21 protein-coding genes and 1 other annotated feature are annotated in these 18,183 nt (G+C 49.2%); of the genes, 20 read left to right on the top strand and 1 reads right to left on the bottom strand.

The features are described from left to right. Nucleotides 1–7: 7 nt before the first annotated feature. The 19 genes from uptA (at nucleotide 8) to BFJ94_RS15300 (ending at nucleotide 15,321) form a co-directional block, all read left to right on the top strand. On the top strand, nucleotides 8–625 hold the full coding sequence (gene uptA / locus BFJ94_RS15390) for an undecaprenyl phosphate transporter UptA (RefSeq protein ID WP_120463450.1): 618 nt from the start codon (nucleotides 8–10) through the stop codon (nucleotides 623–625). Beyond that, on the top strand, nucleotides 622–1,188 hold the full coding sequence (locus BFJ94_RS15385; RefSeq protein WP_120463449.1) for a thioredoxin family protein: 567 nt from the start codon (nucleotides 622–624) through the stop codon (nucleotides 1,186–1,188). The genes uptA and BFJ94_RS15385 overlap by 4 nt, the downstream gene beginning before the upstream one ends. 6 nt (nucleotides 1,189–1,194) lie before the next feature. Further along, on the top strand, nucleotides 1,195–1,821 hold the full coding sequence (locus tag BFJ94_RS15380) for an MBL fold metallo-hydrolase (RefSeq protein WP_438803721.1): 627 nt from the start codon (nucleotides 1,195–1,197) through the stop codon (nucleotides 1,819–1,821). Nucleotides 1,822–2,009: 188 nt separating this feature from the next. After that, a complete protein-coding gene (locus BFJ94_RS15375) occupies nucleotides 2,010–2,231 on the top strand; it encodes a hypothetical protein (protein WP_120463447.1) in 222 nt (73 codons plus the stop codon). A gap of 356 nt (nucleotides 2,232–2,587) precedes the next feature. Continuing rightward, on the top strand, nucleotides 2,588–3,118 hold the full coding sequence (gene sigY / locus BFJ94_RS15370; RefSeq protein ID WP_120463446.1) for an RNA polymerase sigma factor SigY: 531 nt from the start codon (nucleotides 2,588–2,590) through the stop codon (nucleotides 3,116–3,118). Continuing rightward, on the top strand, nucleotides 3,108–3,446 hold the full coding sequence (locus tag BFJ94_RS15365) for a DUF5345 family protein (protein WP_120463445.1): 339 nt from the start codon (nucleotides 3,108–3,110) through the stop codon (nucleotides 3,444–3,446). The genes sigY and BFJ94_RS15365 overlap by 11 nt, the downstream gene beginning before the upstream one ends. Beyond that, nucleotides 3,443–3,682, top strand: a complete 240-nt coding sequence (locus BFJ94_RS15360; protein WP_120463444.1) for a sigmaY antisigma factor component — start codon at nucleotides 3,443–3,445, stop codon at nucleotides 3,680–3,682. Before BFJ94_RS15365 ends, BFJ94_RS15360 begins: the two co-directional genes overlap by 4 nt. A gap of 10 nt (nucleotides 3,683–3,692) precedes the next feature. After that, the gene (locus tag BFJ94_RS15355) at nucleotides 3,693–3,893 is read left to right on the top strand and encodes a PLDc N-terminal domain-containing protein (protein WP_120463443.1); all 201 of its coding nucleotides are present in this window, start codon (nucleotides 3,693–3,695) and stop codon (nucleotides 3,891–3,893) included. Continuing rightward, the gene (locus tag BFJ94_RS15350) at nucleotides 3,890–4,816 is read left to right on the top strand and encodes an ABC transporter ATP-binding protein (protein ID WP_188831515.1); all 927 of its coding nucleotides are present in this window, start codon (nucleotides 3,890–3,892) and stop codon (nucleotides 4,814–4,816) included. The genes BFJ94_RS15355 and BFJ94_RS15350 overlap by 4 nt, the downstream gene beginning before the upstream one ends. After that, the gene (locus tag BFJ94_RS15345) at nucleotides 4,813–5,592 is read left to right on the top strand and encodes an ABC transporter permease (RefSeq protein WP_120463442.1); all 780 of its coding nucleotides are present in this window, start codon (nucleotides 4,813–4,815) and stop codon (nucleotides 5,590–5,592) included. The genes BFJ94_RS15350 and BFJ94_RS15345 overlap by 4 nt, the downstream gene beginning before the upstream one ends. A 157-nt stretch (nucleotides 5,593–5,749) precedes the next feature. Further along, nucleotides 5,750–6,412 (top strand): MgtC/SapB family protein, encoded by a 663-nt coding sequence (locus tag BFJ94_RS15340; RefSeq protein WP_438803720.1) that lies wholly within the window; start codon nucleotides 5,750–5,752, stop codon nucleotides 6,410–6,412. A gap of 133 nt (nucleotides 6,413–6,545) precedes the next feature. Then, nucleotides 6,546–6,929, top strand: a complete 384-nt coding sequence (locus BFJ94_RS15335) for an ATPase (RefSeq protein WP_120463441.1) — start codon at nucleotides 6,546–6,548, stop codon at nucleotides 6,927–6,929. 133 nt (nucleotides 6,930–7,062) lie between these two features. Beyond that, nucleotides 7,063–7,350, top strand: coding sequence for an Asp-tRNA(Asn)/Glu-tRNA(Gln) amidotransferase subunit GatC (gene gatC, locus BFJ94_RS15330; RefSeq protein WP_120463440.1), 288 nt, complete (start codon nucleotides 7,063–7,065; stop codon nucleotides 7,348–7,350). 41 nt (nucleotides 7,351–7,391) lie between these two features. Continuing rightward, complete coding sequence (gene gatA / locus BFJ94_RS15325; RefSeq protein WP_120463439.1) at nucleotides 7,392–8,846, top strand: Asp-tRNA(Asn)/Glu-tRNA(Gln) amidotransferase subunit GatA; 1,455 nt, start codon at nucleotides 7,392–7,394, stop codon at nucleotides 8,844–8,846. Nucleotides 8,847–8,876: 30 nt separating this feature from the next. Continuing rightward, the gene (gene gatB / locus BFJ94_RS15320) at nucleotides 8,877–10,316 is read left to right on the top strand and encodes an Asp-tRNA(Asn)/Glu-tRNA(Gln) amidotransferase subunit GatB (protein WP_120463438.1); all 1,440 of its coding nucleotides are present in this window, start codon (nucleotides 8,877–8,879) and stop codon (nucleotides 10,314–10,316) included. Between the two features lie 76 nt (nucleotides 10,317–10,392). Continuing rightward, the gene (locus BFJ94_RS15315; RefSeq protein WP_120463437.1) at nucleotides 10,393–10,863 is read left to right on the top strand and encodes a GNAT family N-acetyltransferase; all 471 of its coding nucleotides are present in this window, start codon (nucleotides 10,393–10,395) and stop codon (nucleotides 10,861–10,863) included. A gap of 155 nt (nucleotides 10,864–11,018) precedes the next feature. Continuing rightward, nucleotides 11,019–12,842 carry a DUF4097 family beta strand repeat-containing protein gene (locus BFJ94_RS15310; RefSeq protein ID WP_120465261.1) on the top strand — a complete coding sequence of 608 codons (1,824 nt, stop codon included), beginning with the start codon at nucleotides 11,019–11,021 and terminating at the stop codon, nucleotides 12,840–12,842. A gap of 157 nt (nucleotides 12,843–12,999) precedes the next feature. Continuing rightward, complete coding sequence (perR, locus tag BFJ94_RS15305; protein WP_120463436.1) at nucleotides 13,000–13,428, top strand: peroxide-responsive transcriptional repressor PerR; 429 nt, start codon at nucleotides 13,000–13,002, stop codon at nucleotides 13,426–13,428. A 342-nt stretch (nucleotides 13,429–13,770) separates the two neighbouring features. Further along, on the top strand, nucleotides 13,771–15,321 hold the full coding sequence (locus tag BFJ94_RS15300; protein WP_229717191.1) for a glycosyl hydrolase family 18 protein: 1,551 nt from the start codon (nucleotides 13,771–13,773) through the stop codon (nucleotides 15,319–15,321). Between the two features lie 102 nt (nucleotides 15,322–15,423). Here BFJ94_RS15300 and BFJ94_RS15295 read toward each other — a convergent pair whose 3' ends face one another. Then, nucleotides 15,424–15,801: a YgzB family protein gene (locus BFJ94_RS15295; RefSeq protein ID WP_120463434.1), complete on the bottom strand. Its 378-nt coding sequence runs from the start codon at nucleotides 15,799–15,801 to the stop codon at nucleotides 15,424–15,426. Between the two features lie 147 nt (nucleotides 15,802–15,948). Here BFJ94_RS15295 and BFJ94_RS15290 point away from each other — a divergent pair, with 147 nt between their 5' ends. Next, nucleotides 15,949–16,818: a nucleotidyltransferase-like protein gene (locus BFJ94_RS15290; RefSeq protein ID WP_120463433.1), complete on the top strand. Its 870-nt coding sequence runs from the start codon at nucleotides 15,949–15,951 to the stop codon at nucleotides 16,816–16,818. 353 nt (nucleotides 16,819–17,171) lie between these two features. Next, nucleotides 17,172–18,056 (top strand) — a sequence feature (16S ribosomal RNA rRNA prediction is too short). The last annotated feature ends 127 nt before the right edge of the window (nucleotides 18,057–18,183 follow it).

Below are 18,183 nucleotides of genomic sequence, written 5' to 3'. Positions count from 1 at the left end.
CGGTACGGTGGAATGGATTTCTAATGTGGTAGGAACTCTGTTGGACTGGGTCCAGCAACTGGGGTACTTCGGCATTATGTTTGGTCTGATGATCGAGGTTATTCCCAGTGAGATCGTACTGGCATACGGAGGGTATCTGGTGCATGTCGGCCGGATTAACTTTATCGGAGCCGTGATTTTCGGCGTTGTCGGTGGTGTGATTGCCCAGCTGTTCATTTATTGGATCGGGCGATATGGAGGAAGACCTATTCTGGAGAAATACGGGAAGTATATTTTCATCAACAAAAAACATATCGACGTAGCCGAGAACTGGTTCCTGAAATATGGCCCAGGCGTTATCTTTAGCGCCCGGTTCATTCCGGTGGCAAGACATGCGATTTCGATTCCGGCAGGAATGGCCAAAATGCCAATCAGCAAGTTTATTACTCTGACCACGCTGGCGGTTATTCCTTGGACAATATTATTTGTATATCTGGGTATGGTGCTAGGTGATCAATGGAAGCATGTCGATGAGAAGGCAGGCCCTTATATCATGCCAATTCTACTAGTTGCGCTCGCTCTACTTATCGTATATCTACTTATTAAGTGGTTTGGAACTTCCAGGAAGAAAGGAGATGTAAAATGAGTATAAATCTGGCGCATAAGTTCGGACAAGGGATCACTCCCCGGCAATTTATGGAGGGGATGCAGCAGAATAAGGCCGAATTCGCGGCGGGGTATGAAGCCTTCAAATGGATGCACGAAGAAGATCAGGCCTTTTTCAAAAGCTTGAATTACCGTGATGATCTGCGAGTATTGATTCTAGCAGCCGATTGGTGTGGCGATGTTGTACGCAATGTTCCTGTTGTTTTCCGTGCGTTAGAGGAGTCCGGTCTGGAGACAGAGGTGCTCATTCTTGAAGAGCATCAGGACACGATGGATCATTTCCTGACGATGGGCGGGCGCTCTGTGCCGATCATTATCTTTACGGATACGGGCGGGCATGTGCTTGGCAGCTGGGGACCTCGTCCACAGCATGTGCAGGAGCTGATGATTCAATTCAAACAGGCTAACCCGGACCGGGAAGCGCCTGATTATGCGGAGAAGATCGGTGTAGTCAGGCAGCAGATGGCTGAGAAATATAAGGAAGGAGGCGGGGTGAATGCGTCGGTTGTATCTGAACTGCGCGCACTCATTTCCGGTTTATAAAACATCATGTTGAAGATCGAGACAATCTCTCTGGGACCACTGCAGACAAATGCATATTTATTGCGGGGAGAAGACGAGACACGGGCGATTATCATCGATCCGGGTATGAACCCTGGACCGTTGCTGCGCAGGATTGAAGGGCTGGAGATAGAAGCGATTCTGCTAACCCATGCCCATTTTGATCATATTGGCGGTGTGGACGAGGTTCGCAAGCTGAAGAAATGTCCGGTTTATCTGCACTCGCTGGAGAGCGAGTGGCTGACAACGCCGAAGCTGAACGGTTCATTACTCTGGCCGCAAGTCGGCGGCCCGATCGCCCTCGAACCGGCTGAATATGAGCTGGCAGAGGGGCAAAAATTAAATTTGATTGGCCATGAGTTTACGGTATATCATACGCCGGGACATTCTCCAGGCAGCGTAAGCTTCCTGTGTGGCAAGGATTTGTTCTCCGGTGATGTGCTCTTCCGTATGGGCGTGGGACGTACCGATTTGCCTGGCGGGAGAGAGGTCGACCTCTACAATTCGATTCGCGGCAAGCTGTTCCGCTTTGCAGAAGACGTAACCGTCTATCCGGGACATGGGCCGAAGACGACGATTGGCTTCGAGCGTGCTAACAATCCTTATTTGACATAAGTCAGGCAGGGAACGACTCAAGCAGAGAAATTGCAACAATTTTGTACACAAAAGTCCAAAGATACTGGACAAAAATACATTCACTTGATAGAATGTAATCATTAAATATTTGTAACTTTTGCGAAGCACGCAAGCTGAGGAGTATTCCCGGTTTGCGTTCTTTTTTTGTTTATAGAAGGAGGGTATCTATGAAAAGTCGATCACTGCTTACTACAGATGCGGGTCATTCTTCGGAGGGTCGTAGCGGTAATAAGGGGAGGAAGCTGAAGCCTGACTCTGGAGAATCGGATAAAGATATGCGCTATAAACAGAGGTTACTCTTATGGGATCAATTGGAGCTAAACTCCGGGGTGATCCGGCAGCCCTGGCATGATAAGCTGGGCAGAATCCGGAGGGATAGACGTTGGTGAGCCGTTAGATCGCTAGTTACATTTACTCTTTACATATGGTACTACAGCATACATTAGCTAATAGATCGTCATAGGACACGTTAGAATAACAGCGTAATCACTGATATTCCAGACGTGTCTTTGTTGTGTTTTACAAGTAACTGTGCTAACTCTCGACATCCGATCATTCCTGCCAAAATGCATCTTTTTAAGCGTATTATGCTAAAATAGTCCTTATTTACCTGAAATTTCTTCGTTTCTGCGGATTTACCTGCTCCGCCTCAGCGTGAGCATAAGTTTTTTTCAAGTCGATTGAACGAAATAGGGGAGCTAGTCGTAATATAGATGTTTACCGGTAAAACAAAAGGGGTGCTTGGATGGAGCAGCTGAAAGAACGGATAATCAAGGCGCAAAATGGGGATGATGCAGCCCTGGCTTTGCTCATTCATGAGCATTACTCCTTCGTATTTAAATATTTGGTGAAGGTGACGATGGACACGAAGCTGGCCGAAGATTTGACGCAGGATACGATGCTGCGGTGTATAGAGAGGCTGGAGTATTATGACGGCACCTCGGCGTTTTCCTCCTGGCTGATCACAATTGCTATACGTCTGTTTATAGACGGTACCCGACGCAAGAAGAGGGAACGGGAATGGCTGAAGAGGCAAGGGGAAGCGCGCTCTTTACACTGGCAGATGTCTCATGCTCAGGAGGATTGGTCGGATGCGCTGGAGTCGTTGTCACGGCTGCCTTACGAGCAGCGGATATCCATTTTGCTCAAGCATTACTACGGATACAGTTATGACGAGATTGGAGATATATTGAGAGTTTCACCGGGTACGGTCAAATCTCGCGTTTCCTACGGGCTAAGCGCGCTGCGAAAGGAGCTTACAAACAATGGGACATAGCAACATTACCGATAAGGAAGAAGATCAAATGCTTGCCGGTTTGCTTGAAGATCTGAAAAGAATAGATCAGGCTGTAGCGCCGAGCCAGAACTTTGATCTGGATACCTGGGAGGGGATCGTCCGCGATAAGCGTAAAGAGCGCAGGCGCTGGAAGCATTGGGAGACGGCGTTGTTCGTTACCGTCGCTCTTATGCTGATGCTTGGCGGGGGCTGGGTCATTTACCGTGAGCCGCTGCTGTTCATTATGATTCAGGTGATAACAGGTGTCATCGGCCTTGGCATTATCGCATGGGCAACGCCAAAGCTCTGGAGGGAGGGGCGTGAATGAAGTTTGATCATTTGCCACTGTGGGGCTGGATATTAGTCGGTTTGACCTTGTTAATCCAGGCGACCTGGATCTTCCTGGATGCACGAAGTAGAGGGAAAAAACCATGGCTCGCCTGGTTGTGGGGATTCTGGGGACTTACGAGCTTCCCGCTGCCGTCTATCGTTTATTTGATTGCCGTCATAGGGTTGGATCGCCGGAGGAGGAAGACTGGTAGATCGATAAGGACGAAGAAGTGAGGGGAAGTCAATGGATATTCAGTGGAAGCTGATTGCGCCTATTATTTTGCTGCAATTGATATTAGTCGTCATTGCGCTCGTATCTTTGGCCAGAGCGAAGGCGGAGACGATCCGTGGGCCTAAGCTGCTGTGGGTTCTCATTATTCTGGGCGGAAGTATTATCGGCAGCATCGCCTATTTTGCGATGGGCAGAAAGGAATATGCAGCATGATCATACAGGTTCATCAGTTAACGAAAAAGTTCGGGGAACGCACCACGGTGAAGGGCATATCCTTCGCTTTGGAGAAGGGCAGCTGCACAGCGCTGCTTGGCCCCAATGGAGCGGGGAAGACGACTACATTACGAATGTTGGCGGGACTGATGGCGCCAACTAGTGGGCAAATTACAAGATTAGGCCAGGACCAGAACCAGGGACGGCGTTCCGAACAGAATCAGATCGGATACTTGCCGCAGCACCCGTCCTTCTATAAATGGATGAGTGGTATGGAGTTCGTCGTCTATGCAGCCAGGCTAAGTGGAATGAGCAAGCAGGAAGCGAGGGAAGAAGCTGAAGCCGTTCTGGAGCGGGTGGGTCTCCAGGCAGCATCCCGTCGAAGAATTTCGGATTACTCCGGCGGTATGAAGCAGCGCCTTGGTCTGGCGCAAGCGCTCGTCCATCACCCGGATATGCTGCTGCTCGATGAACCGGTCTCGGCGCTCGATCCAGTGGGACGTAGAGAGGTGATGGAGCTGCTGCAGGAGCTGAAAGGGGAGACGACGATCCTCTTGTCCACACATGTGCTTCATGATGCCGAGGAAGTTTGTGATCGCGTTATGATGATGAGAGAGGGCGAAATTGTCGAGAATGGTGAATTGTCCGATCTACTGGACAAATATAGCCTGCCAGTATTGAATTTGCAGCTAGAATATCACAGCAATCCGAGTGCAGTGAATTGGTTGAGATCGCTCCGCGAGCGCCCCTTTGTATTGGAATATGAGCAGCATGGAGGCTCCGCGGCCATTACCGTCAGCGATATCAAAGAAGCGAGGGCGGTCATTTTATCCGAAGCAGCGGAGCGGCATATCCCTCTACAGCGCTTTGAGGCAGGTACATCCACACTGGAGGAAATGTTCATGAAGGTGGTTCAGTCATGAGGAATATACTGTTGCTATATAGCAAGGAAATGCTGGAGATGGGTCGGAGCTACAAGCTACTGTGGGTTCCTGTCGTGTTCATCCTGCTCGGTGTTCTGCAGCCGGTTATGATGTATTATCTACCGGAGTTGCTTGCCGCTTCTGGCGATATACCGCCGGAGCTACTGAGCACGATCACAGTGCCGAGCGCCGCCGAAGTTATGGCACAAGTGCTGAACCAATACAACTCGATCGGTATTCTGCTCGTCGTGATCGCCGGGATGAATATCGTTGCTGGAGAGCGCTACTCAGGAACGTCCGCCTTAATATTAGTCAGAAGTGTCAGCTCTACTCAGTTTATCGTTGCCAAGTGGTTAGGTCATATTACGCTTATCGTTATCTCCTATACGCTTAGTTATTTGGCGGCCTGGTATTATAGCAGTATCCTGCAGGGCAGCCTGGCATGGGGAATGACCCTCCAAGCGGGAGCCATCTATTTAGGCTGGATTTTGCTGGCGGCCTCTATTGTCTTTCTATTCAGTACAGTACTGAAAGGGGGAGCTGCTGCGCTTGCTTCCATCCTGTTCCTGGTCATACTGTCCATGACGAATAGTCTGCTCCCTTCCTGGTTCGGCTGGAATCCGGCCCGACTGGCGGCCGCTGCGATGAATCTGCTCAGTGGGAGCGGCAGCGTGAACATTTCCGGACCGCTGCTATTGACGGCGCTCGCTATTCTGTTATGTGTCGCGGGAGCTTCTTATATTATGCGTCACCAGGTTATACAGGATCAGCCTTGAGCAGGGTATAATTAGATGGACAGGGCATCTATTCGGCGAACAGCTTCACTTGCCGGATAGATGTTTTTTGTTCCTCACGATTTCTCCACAACTCACCTTGACTTTGTTATACTTGTATTTCCAGATGATTGTAACTAGTCAGCAGGAAGGTGAGCGTATGAATATGAATTTCGAATTGCTGCTTCGGGTTCTTATCGCCGGGATCTGCGGAGTGACGATCGGTTTTGAACGCAAGAATCGGATGAAGGAAGCCGGGGTACGGACTCATTTTGTCGTCTCGGTCGGTGCAGCGCTGATGATGATTATATCCAAGTATGGTTTCCAGGACCAGATCGGCTGGAGCAATCTGTCGGTCGATCCGTCCAGGGTAGCTGCCGGAGTAGTGAGCGGCGTCGGATTCCTTGGGGCCGGGATGATCTTCATGCAGAAGAATACGGTTCGGGGCCTGACTACAGCTGCCGGCATATGGGCGACGGCGGGAATAGGGATGGCGATTGGCGCTGGGATGTATCTGATCGGAATCGGCGTGATGATTATTATCGTGATCGGGCAGATTGTGCTGCACGGGCGGTTCAGCTGGCTGGCCTCGCCCAAGACAGAGAAGCTGCTGGTCGTTGCGGATAATGATGAGGGCATTATTCATGAATTTATGGGTCGGCTGTCCGAACGCCGTATTACCGTTAACGGATTCGAAGCAGAGCGCAAAGGTGATGAGGTGGTACTGCATCTGACCGTTCAATTTAAGGCAGGCTCGGATGTCGAGGAGCTATTGTCATTAATGGAAGAAGAGAACGTTGTTAAAAGAATGAAAATCGGGTAAAAATGATATAATGATTCAAAAGAGAGATATCTTGCCCTTCTCTTTGTTTTCTAGTAGGATTATATAAAAGTAAGAGAGAGACTTCATAGGAAGTTCTCCTAATTCTTAAGTATTTAATCAGGGAGGTAAGACGATGCTACCTTTGGGAGAGAAAATTGTAATCGTCGGCGATGCTTTTGAGCAGAATCTTCCTGTTGGGGAATATGGTTACGTCATTGCTTACGACCGTAATCCGGACAATGCCTTTGATTATCTAGTCCGGTCTCCGAAGACAGGACGGAATTATTTCGTCCCTTCGAGTGATATCGAATCCGAAGAACTGCTAACCCAGCAAGAAGTAGAGTTGACTACAAGAGAAGCTCTGATCGATTATGCTCTGGCTACTTACAATGAACAGCTGTTCATGCATATTATGAACGGCGATATGGAAGAAGCGGAGGAGCAAGAGGATTCTACAAAGGAACCTTTATCGCAGGCGGAGTTCATTAAACAAGTGAATCTGAGAGCTTGGATATAAGAGAGCCGGCCTAGTGTCGAGCTCTTTTTTTCTTTTCCTGATGCTGGACTTCTTCTTGGTTTCGCGTTAACGGATTGAATTGGACCCCATTCTACAATATAATTTTATTCATCTATATAGAAGGAGGACGACTATGAGCATCCAAACAACGGACGTGGAGCATGTAGCGAGACTGGCCCGCTTGAAATTAAGTGATGAGGAGCGGGAAATGTTCACAGGACAATTGAATGCGATTTTACAATATGCCGAGAAATTGAATGAGCTGGATACGGAAAATGTGGAGCCGACGACTCATGTTCTTCCGCTTAGTAATGTAATGCGGGAGGATCAGGTTCATGAGAGCTTGACACAGGAGCAAGTATTCCGCAATGCGCCGGATGAAGAGGACGGACAATTCAAGGTTCCAGCTATATTGGAGTAACTGACGATAATTATTGCGAATTTTGGAAGGAGGAAGATGGAGTGACGCTATTTGATTTGCGCTTACAGGAACTACATAATCAGCTCAACAAGAAAGAGCTGTCCGTGACGGACTTAGTAGGAGAAGCGTTCGCCAAAATTAAGGAGCATGATGAGCGCGTAGGTGCTTATTTGACGTTAAATGAAGAGGGAGCCCGTGCTGAAGCAGCTCGTCTCGATAACAAGCTTGGCAGCGACGAGGCCAAAGGCTTGCTATTCGGTCTGCCAGTAGGGATTAAGGATAATATGGTGACGGAGGGGCTTAGAACCACTTGCGCCAGCCAGTTCCTGTCCAATTATAACCCGATCTATGATGCTACGGTCGTAACCAAGTTGAAGCAGGCTGAAGCTGTGACGATCGGTAAGTTGAATATGGACGAGTTCGCCATGGGCGGCTCTAATGAGAATTCAAGCTTCCATCCGGTACGTAATCCATGGGACTTGAGCCGGGTTCCCGGCGGTTCCAGCGGTGGCTCGGCGGCGGCGGTTGCAGCAGGGGAAGCTTACTTCACACTCGGATCTGATACCGGTGGCTCAATTCGCCAGCCTGCATCCTACTGCGGCGTGGTCGGATTGAAGCCTACTTATGGGCTTGTATCGCGGTACGGCTTGGTTGCCTTTGCCTCATCTCTCGACCAGATCGGACCAATCACGAAGAATGTCGAGGACGCGGCTTATGTGCTGCAAGCCATTGCGGGGCATGATGCGAAGGATTCCACTTCGACGAATGTGGACATTCCTGACTATGTGAGTGCTTTGAGCGGTGACATTTCCGGACTTAAAATCGCGGTTCCTAAGGAATATCTGGATGGGGTCGATCCTCAGGTCAAGGCTTCCATATTAGAGGCGCTGCGGGTATTGGAAGGACTCGGCGCCGAGTGGGAGGAAGTATCGCTGCCACATACGGAATATGCAGTTGCTGCTTATTACTTGCTGGCTTCCTCGGAGGCTTCCTCCAATCTGTCGCGCTTTGACGGGGTACGCTATGGGGTACGCGCGGAGCAAGGCGGTAATTTGCTCGATCTGTATCTGGATTCACGCAGCCAAGGCTTCGGGCCGGAAGTGAAGCGCCGGATTATGCTCGGGACTTATGCCCTCAGCTCCGGTTATTACGATGCTTATTATTTGAAGGCGCAGAAGGTGCGCACCTTGATTAAGCAGGATTTTGACCAAACCTTTGAGAAATATGATGTGATTATCGGGCCTACTGCTCCGACAACAGCCTTCCAGCTGGGCTCGCAGGTGGATGATCCGCTGACGATGTATCTTAACGATATTCTGACGATTCCGGTGAGTCTGGCGGGAGTTCCTGCCTTGAGCGTGCCTTGCGGCTTCGCTGAGGGAATGCCTGTCGGCCTGCAAATTATCGGTAAGGCTTTTGACGAGAGCACGATTCTGCGTGTGGCTCATGCTTATGAGGCGCATACGGATCACCATAAACAACGCCCGTCGCTGTAATGGCACATTAAAGTTAGCAGGAGGATCGATATGTCAACATCTAAATATGAAACGGTGATCGGACTCGAAGTGCATGTGGAGCTGCATACGAAATCGAAGATTTTCTGCGGATGCTCTACGGAATTTGGCGCACCGCCTAACAGCCATACTTGTCCGGTCTGTCTTGGACATCCCGGCGTATTGCCGGTGCTCAATCGTCAGGCAGTAGACTATGCGATGAAGGCGGCGATGGCGCTTAATTGCGAGATCGGCGATGTCTGCAAGTTCGACCGCAAGAACTATTTCTACCCGGATTCACCAAAAGCTTATCAAATCTCCCAATATGATCAGCCTATCGGCCAGAACGGCTATATCGATATTGAGGTGGACGGATATACGAAGCGGATTGGAATTACCCGTCTGCATCTGGAAGAAGATGCGGGTAAATTGACTCATGTGGATGGCGGCTACGCTTCTCTGGTCGATTTCAACCGCGTGGGTACTCCGCTCGTGGAGATTGTCTCGGAGCCGGAAATCTCCTCGCCAGAGGAAGCCAAGGCTTACCTGGAGAAGCTGCGGGCAATTATGCAGTATTGCGATGTATCTGATGTGAAGATGGAAGAAGGCTCCATGCGCTGTGATGCCAACGTCAGTCTGCGTCCACATGGACAGAAGGAATTCGGGACTCGTGCCGAATTGAAGAATATGAACTCCTTCCGCGGCGTACAGCGCGGTCTGGAGTATGAACAGTACCGTCAAGCCGAAATTTTGGACGAGGGCGGGGAAGTCATACAGGAGACTCGGCGCTGGGATGATGCGCAAGGCAAGACATTCTCGATGCGTGGTAAGGAAGAAGCGCATGATTATCGGTATTTTCCAGACCCGGATTTGGTTAGACTGTATATCGATGAAGATTGGAAGGCTCGGATTCGGTCCACGATTCCAGAGCTGCCGGATGCCCGCAAAGCGCGGTATACGAAGGAATACGGTCTACCGGATTATGACGCCGGTGTGATTACGTCCTCCAAGCCGCTGGCCGATCTATTCGAGGATAGTCTTAAGCATACATCGGATGCCAAGTCGGTATCCAACTGGATGATGGGCGAGTTGCTCGGCTATTTGAACAGCAATGGCCTGGAATTGGCTGAGGTTAAGCTGACTGGACAGGGCTTGGGCGAGATGATCAATCTGATCGACAAGGGAACGATTAGCTCCAAGATCGCCAAGACGGTCTTCAAGGAGATGCTGCAGAGCGGCAAGCTTCCACAGCAGATCGTTGAGGAGCAAGGCTTGGTTCAGATTAGCGATGAAGGAGCTATCATGGCCATTGTTCAAGAGGTAGTCGCGGCGAATCCGGCCTCCGTTCAGGATTATCAGGCTGGCAAGGAGAAGGCGATCGGCTTCCTCGTTGGACAAGTTATGAAGCAGAGCAAGGGCAAAGCTAACCCTGGCCTGGTGAATAAGCTGTTGGTTGAAGTGTTGAAGAAATAGAGCGACAGACAGTCTTGTCGGCTGTCGGTTGTATTGAAGTAACAATATTCTGGCCTCGAAAAGGATGGGAAGCGGTGTGATCAGATTATTATCTCTTCAGGACCCGGATGTGGTCGAGCAGATATGGAGTTTGCAGCACATCGCTTACCGTCTTGAAGCGCTGGCGCTGGGACTTACCTCTTACCCGCCTCTGCGTGATACCTTCGATTCGATCAGGAATAGCGAGGAGAGCTTCTATGGGTACCTGTCCGATGGGCCGGAGGACGGCGAGGAGTTGCTCGGCGTGATCTCCGTGTCGACAGATTCGTCTGGCAGTCTGTCTATCACACGGTTGATGGTGCATCCTCAGCATTTACGTGAGGGAATCGGCACCGCCTTGGTTCAATATGTGCTAGACAGCTGTGACGACATCCGGCGCTTTACAGTGACGGCAGGGACGCTGAATACGCCTGCTGTAGCTCTGTACCGGAAACTCGGCTTTATGCCGGGGGAGACGATGAAATCTGTGGCCGGTGTCGATTTAACGCTATTTCATCTTAATCGCTAGATTGCTTTTTGATCCAAATAGCACACTTGTCCGCGCAAGCGGGCAGGGAGTGCTATTTTTAAATGAAGTCAGGTTTATGTAAAGTGAAATTATTACAAATTACAGGAGCTGTGCGATCGGTTACAATGAATCTAAGAGGGGAGGAGATGATCGAGATGGAACCCTCAAATCCGTTGATTCAGCCGGAAGAGCCTGTACAGGTTCACCCTAAAGGTTATCAGCCAAGACGCCGAAAAAGAAAGTTCATCGCTTGTCTGCTATCGGCTTTATTCCCGGGCTTCGGGCATTTATATTTAAGGAAATTCGTGAAAGGCAGTCTGTTTATAGATTTTTTCCTGATTGATGTGGCCTTGCTCGTCTATTTCTCTTCGGTTCGTATGGGGATTAATCTGCCGTTGCTGCTTGTGCTTGGGCTATTGGTTCCGGTGGTGTACTTTTACAGCATCTACGATGTTCTTCAAACTACGGATTTCGTAAATGCCAATCTAAAGAGAAATGAGTCCGGCGCGGGGGCGGAGCCTGCGGGTGCAGCGGATGATATGGGATCAGAGGTGGGCGCCTTATCCGGGATCATTCTGATCAGCGGCGGGATGGTTGCTTTCATTCTTAGAATGAAGCCTGTCTGGCTGGAAGGGCTGTTTCAGCAATATGGCAGCTATGCGGTATCGGTAGTGTTGCTGGTGACCGGTCTGATCTGGATGATTAGAGAAGGAAGACGGCGGAGTATTCGCACAGGCCGCTTCAGCGCAGCTATTTTATTAATGACTGTTGCAGTGATTATGTTGGTCGATATCCGCAGTGGACAGGATTACATGCTGCTCTTGCTTAAATGGTGGCCGCTGCTGCTTGTGATATGTGGAGCAGAGTTGATTCTGACGTTGGCATGGTGGAGCCGTAAGAGAGTGTTAAGGCCCCTTCGAAGACTGCGTGTAGATTTCAAGGGATTAGTGCTGTCAGTATTCATCGCGGCCTCGGTCTTTGCGATTACGCAGCAGGATCATTACATGCATTTATGGAACCGGGTTAGTCTGGATTTAGCCTCGGCGGGGGCTGAGTTCAGTGGTGAAGCAGGGTATAGGCAGGATAAGCGGGATATCGAGATTCCGATTGATCTGGATACGGATAAGATCGTTCTTAACGGGGTGAACGGGGATATCGATGTGAAGAGTGCGGAGATCAATGAGGTGATCGTTAAATCGACAGTGTGGGTCGATCAGCTTTCTACGGAAGAGGCGAGAGATATTGCTGATGATACCTCCATCACGGTCAAAGAAGGTGGCAACTTGGATTTATCCGTGCAGGACCATACCTACGGTGAGAGCGGCCGGCGTCATCCGCGTGTGAATATAACGGTGATCGTGCCGCAGAACCGCTTCTTGGATCTGGATATCAGCACGACCAGCGGTTCGATTACATTGACCGGTCTACAGGCGATGAATCAATTCAAATTGCAGACGGGAGGCGGCAGCTTCAAGTTCTGGAATATCGTCGGCGATATTTCGGCCAGAACCTTGAATGGCGGCGCGGAGCTGAGTCGGATCTTCGGCAATGTGCATGTGGATACACAGGGCGGTAATTTAAAGGCCCGAGGGATCGCGGGGGATGTGGCTCTCTCTACGATGGTCGGTAATATTTCACTGTTTAATTCGCAAGGGAATATCGATGTGTCCACCAAGAACGGGAATATACAGGTTGATATTGTCCCTGAGAAGCTCAAGGCCGAGTCGCTTAACGGTAAAATACAAATATCATCAGCGATGGTCGGTGGCGATTGGAATGTATACAGTGCTGTTGGAGAAATAAACCTGGCCCTGCCAGAAACCGGCGATTATATGATTATCGGTTCGAGCGGTTATGGGAATATTACAAGTAGTCTCCCTTTTATGGTCAATGGGAAAGAAATCTCAGGTACTGTCGGCATGGGTGAGCATGTGATTCAGGTAGAGGGCAATAGCGATCTGTTCGTGAATACAAGATGACTGTAGCGGCTCAGGAGAAATGTTGGCACCGAATTTGCATAGAAAATCGTACATTTTGAATACACGATGAAAGTCGCGTTGACAAACGTTTTAACCTAAACGTACAATAACATTGCAGGGGTAGTTCTTCTGCACTAACAAAAAGGCGGTGGACATAATGGCTTCGCGCGTTCAACATGCGTTAGAACAACTGAAAATGAACGGTGTCCGCATTACGCCGCAGCGTCATGCCATCCTTAGCTATCTTATGGAAACGATGGGCCATCCTACTGCGGATGAGATTTATCGTGCATTGGAGCCGCGTTTTCCGAATATGAGCGTGGCTACGGTCTATAACAACCTGAAAATGTTCATTGAGGCTGGCTTGGTCAGAGAGCTGACGTATGGCGATAGCTCAAGCCGTTTCGATGCCGATGTTTCAAATCACTATCATATCATTTGTGAAAAATGTGGAAAAATCGAAGATTTCAATTACCCCTCGTTAGAGGATGTGGAGCGTACAGCTGAAGAAATAACCGGTTTTGAAGTACATGGGCACCGACTGGAGCTATATGGCGTGTGTAAGGATTGCCGTCGTAATCATTGATTTCACCTGATGTTTGAGAGAACGTGCGGGGTTCCTTGGGGGAATCCTTCACGTTTTTATTTTTATAAGGTACTCTTATCTGGATTAGGTAATTCAAATAATCCGCTTTTTTAAATTCGAATTATTAACGTTAACGGAGGTACTTTTATTTTGAAGAGCACAAGAAGCGCATATCACGGAGGCAGGCGGCGAAAGAGGCGTGGCATAAAATGGCTATTTGGACTCATTCTCATTGTTGTTGGCGTTTATTTAGTCTCTTCTGAATTTTTACCCAATCGTCAACATATTGACCCGGAGTGGATAGGGAAATTCGACAAGCCCATCTTCTACCAAGGGGAGGTTATGGATTATTCCGCATTAGGTTCTGAGGACGCGCTGAAGCTCCCTCTGCCTGTGATTCAGGAAATTATTGATCCGCATATCCGTTATGAGGAAGAGAGTAAATCCGTTATTTTAACGACGCCTAAGAAGCTGGTCTTCCTGAAGACAGATGAGAAGACAGCGAAGGTGAACAATAAGCCAATCAAGCTGCGATTCTCTTCTGAAGAGAAGGACGGAGTGCTGTATTTGCCTGTTCATTTACTTAAGGAACTGTATGGCATAGAAATCCATGAAGATGCGGCCTCAGGAGCGGTGCTGCTGTATACGGCCGGGGAGAGTGTCCAGAAGGGTGAAGTGTCTGGCCCTGCCAAGCCGAAGGAGAGCACGAAATTTCCTCTGCGGGTAGAGCCGAATATTCATAAGCCGATTGTGGCGGACGTGAAGCCAGGTACGACATTCCGTATACTGCAGGAGGCGGATGGCTGGTATCATGTGCAATTGGACAACGGCTATACCGGGTATCTGAAGGCGAAGCATGTGGGGATCGGCGAATCTGTAGATATCCCGCAGACCAAGGAAGATCTGTCGCCAGCTAAGCAGAAATGGGAATCGAGGACGGTCAATCTGACCTGGGAAGCGGTATATGAAGTAGCGCCCAAGCCAGCGAATATCGGTGAACTGCCTGGGGTGAACGTGGTAAGTCCGACATGGTTCTCGCTGATTGATGGTGAGGGAAACGTGAAGAGCAAGGCCGATATCAATTATGTGAAATGGGCTCATGGGCGGGGTATGCAGGTATGGGGCTTGTTCAACAACGGCTTCGATCCGGATATAACCTCCGGGGCGTTGTCCAGCTTCGAGAGTCGTATGACGACGATTCTCCAAATGCTGCAGTATGCTAAATTGTATGATCTCGATGGCATTAATATCGATTATGAGAATGTACACACCAAGGATGGAGATAATCTGACCCAATTCATGAGGGAACTGCGTCCGCTTGCCCAAGAATACGGCCTCGTCGTATCTATTGATGTTACACCAAAATCGAACAGTGAGATGTGGTCTGCCTTCCTGGATCGTCAAGCGCTTGGCGAGATTGTAGATTACATGATACTTATGGCTTATGATGAGCATTGGGCGGCGAGCCCGGTAGCGGGCTCTGTCGCTTCGCTGCCTTGGGTTGAGGCTTCGGCGAGACGGCTTCTCGACGAGGATCAGGTGCCTGCCGAGAAGCTGATTCTTGCTGTTCCGATGTATACCCGGGTATGGTCGGAGACTCAGGAAGACGGCAAGGTAAAGGTGAAGTCGAAGGCGATCGGAATGAACAAAGCAAGGAAAATGATTGAAGAGAAGAAGCTTAAGCCAGTGTTCTCGGAAGAGACCGGGCAGAATTATGCAGAGTATAAGGAAGATGGCGTACGGTACCGGATCTGGCTGGAGGATGAAGTATCCTTAAAAGCGAGAGTAGAACTGGTCAAGTCACTTAAGCTTGGGGGAGTCGCGTCCTGGAACCGTAATTTGGCTTCGGATAAGGCTTGGGAGGTATTGAAGGAAGTATCTGATTCCAAGTAGAATATGGCTTTATAAAAAGGGCCTCAAATTCCACTAGATGTGGAGTTTGGGGCCCTTGCTTTATGTAGATTCTAGGTGGTTGCTTAATTAGTGGAGAAATGCCTATCTGTTAGTTGTAGCGGCAGTCGTCTGCTGCTTCAGTTCATCTGCCGTAATCGTGGCTTGCTCAGGATCGAGGGTTAGGATCGTCTTGCAGAACATACAGCGGTCAGTCTTGCCGAGCATTTTCGTTAATTTATGGCATTCTGGGCATTCTAACTGTACAGCGGATGTTGAGAGCATTCCGGCCCAAAAATAGACCGCCAGACTGGCCAACATAGCGATTAGCCCGATGACCAGACCTATACCGGCGATAATCTTGCCGGATTGTCCCCAGAAGACGATGCCTGCCGTTCCCAGCACCATTAGCCCCATTCCAATCATCGTCAGAAGCAGGCCCCATAAGCGAAATTCATTAATTTTGCTCGATTTGAAAAACATAGGCAGCAACCCCTATTCTTATTTTAAATTTGAACTATATAGATGAAAGAGTTTGAAACGATCGTCTCTAGGAAGAAGGAAACTTGAATATGGTGTAGAACTATATTATATCGAATTGGCAGGGATACGCCAAGGTAGGAGGGTATTGTGGAGCCGACCATTTTTTCTTTTCCGGATACAGAGAATTGCCCTGGGGCAATCGGAGCTGTTGGTTATCGCCATAACGGGGAGTATCATTCCCCATTGCTTAATGAGTTTAATTTACTGATCATCGCGATTTGCCATGATCTTGATGATGAAGTCAGGTTCGAGCATTTTATCAATGGAGAAGTACGTTATCAACTATTGCAGGTAGGTAAGAACTATTTGCGTCGGTCCATCGTCTCCGGGGATAATTCGGATATTGTGCAGTGTTTCCTGCGGGGGGACGTCATTTGGGATGTAGAAGGGGAATTGGCGGAATTTCGTTCCGATCTGATTCAATTTAGAGGGGAGCTACGGAGTCGGCGGCTCTTCAAGGAGTATTCAAGATTGCTGCGGACGCATACTGAAGCGAAGTACCACGAGCAGGCCTCGGACTTCATGGATGCCTATTGCAGTGTTATGCAGGCGCTGAAGCACTATGCCAATATCGAGCTGATTGAGCAGGGCATCTTGCCGGAGAGTGTAACCTGGGAACAGATGCATTCTCTAAATCCAGTCGTATATAAACTGTTCCATGAGCTTACCGATAGCAGGGAGACCTTGAGTCAAAGAATTGAATTGTTGTTGTTAACGAGTGAATTCTCGATCGTATCTAAAATGGAGGATTGCTGTTCGCCACTGTTACGTGTATTAAAGAGCGGTAAAGAGACTTGGAGTGTCTATGAGCTGGCGCGGCGACCTGAACTGAATCATGCTAGCGATGATCTCCCGCTCGTACTTAGTAAGTTGGTACATCATGCTCTGATCAAAGAGGTCACATTGGCCGCTGTGGATGGTTATGGAGAGGGTAGAGAGATTCGTTATAAGGCATAAGTTGACGGGCGAAAATTACCTTGAATTGAGTGTAAAGTTTTCCCAATAAAATTAATATGATAAAATACTTGACGCCCTAGGCAATTCTATGATAAATTATATCTCGCCCCTGAAAAACAAGAAGTTGCTGAGTGAGGCAAACGAAAAAAACTAAAAAAACATCTTGACATAAACGAGGCGAACATGATATATTATAAAGGTCGCTGCTGAGAACGAAAGCGACACCGAAAATGAAGTTGATCTTTGAAAACTGAACAACGAGTGAGCGGGTTTCACGTCAAGTGAAATCTAAGAAATAAGTCAGATTCAAAATGAGCTAATCGCTCTTTTCAATGAGTAACAACTTTATTGGAGAGTTTGATCCTGGCTCAGGACGAACGCTGGCGGCGTGCCTAATACATGCAAGTCGAGCGGACTTGATGGAGAGCTTGCTCTCCAGAGAGTTAGCGGCGGACGGGTGAGTAACACGTAGGCAACCTGCCTGTAAGACTGGGATAACTAGCGGAAACGTTAGCTAATACCGGATAATTTATATTCTCGCATGAGGAGATAATGAAAGACGGAGCAATCTGTCACTTACGGATGGGCCTGCGGCGCATTAGCTAGTTGGTGGGGTAATGGCTCACCAAGGCGACGATGCGTAGCCGACCTGAGAGGGTGAACGGCCACACTGGGACTGAGACACGGCCCAGACTCCTACGGGAGGCAGCAGTAGGGAATCTTCCGCAATGGACGAAAGTCTGACGGAGCAACGCCGCGTGAGTGATGAAGGTTTTCGGATCGTAAAGCTCTGTTGCCAGGGAAGAACGTCCGTTAGAGTAACTGCTAACGGAGTGACGGTACCTGAGAAGAAAGCCCCGGCTAACTACGTGCCAGCAGCCGCGGTAATACGTAGGGGGCAAGCGTTGTCCGGAATTATTGGGCGTAAAGCGCGCGCAGGCGGCTATTTAAGTCTGGTGTTTAATTCCAAGGCTCAACCTTGGGTCGCATTGGAAACTGGGTAGCTTGAGTGCAGAAGAGGAGAGTGGAATTCCACGTGTAGCGGTGAAATGCGTAGAGATGTGGAGGAACACCAGTGGCGAAGGCGACTCTCTGGGCTGTAACTGACGCTGAGGCGCGAAAGCGTGGGGAGCAAACAGGATTAGATACCCTGGTAGTCCACGCCGTAAACGATGAATGCTAGGTGTTAGGGGTTTCGATACCCTTGGTGCCGAAGTAAACACATTAAGCATTCCGCCTGGGGAGTACGGTCGCAAGACTGAAACTCAAAGGAATTGACGGGGACCCGCACAAGCAGTGGAGTATGTGGTTTAATTCGAAGCAACGCGAAGAACCTTACCAGGTCTTGACATCTGAATGACCGGT

It is taken from the genome of Paenibacillus aceti (assembly GCF_003614185.1).
Lineage (GTDB): Bacteria > Bacillota > Bacilli > Paenibacillales > Paenibacillaceae > Fontibacillus > Fontibacillus aceti.
This window is presented reverse-complemented; position numbering and strand designations above follow the sequence as displayed.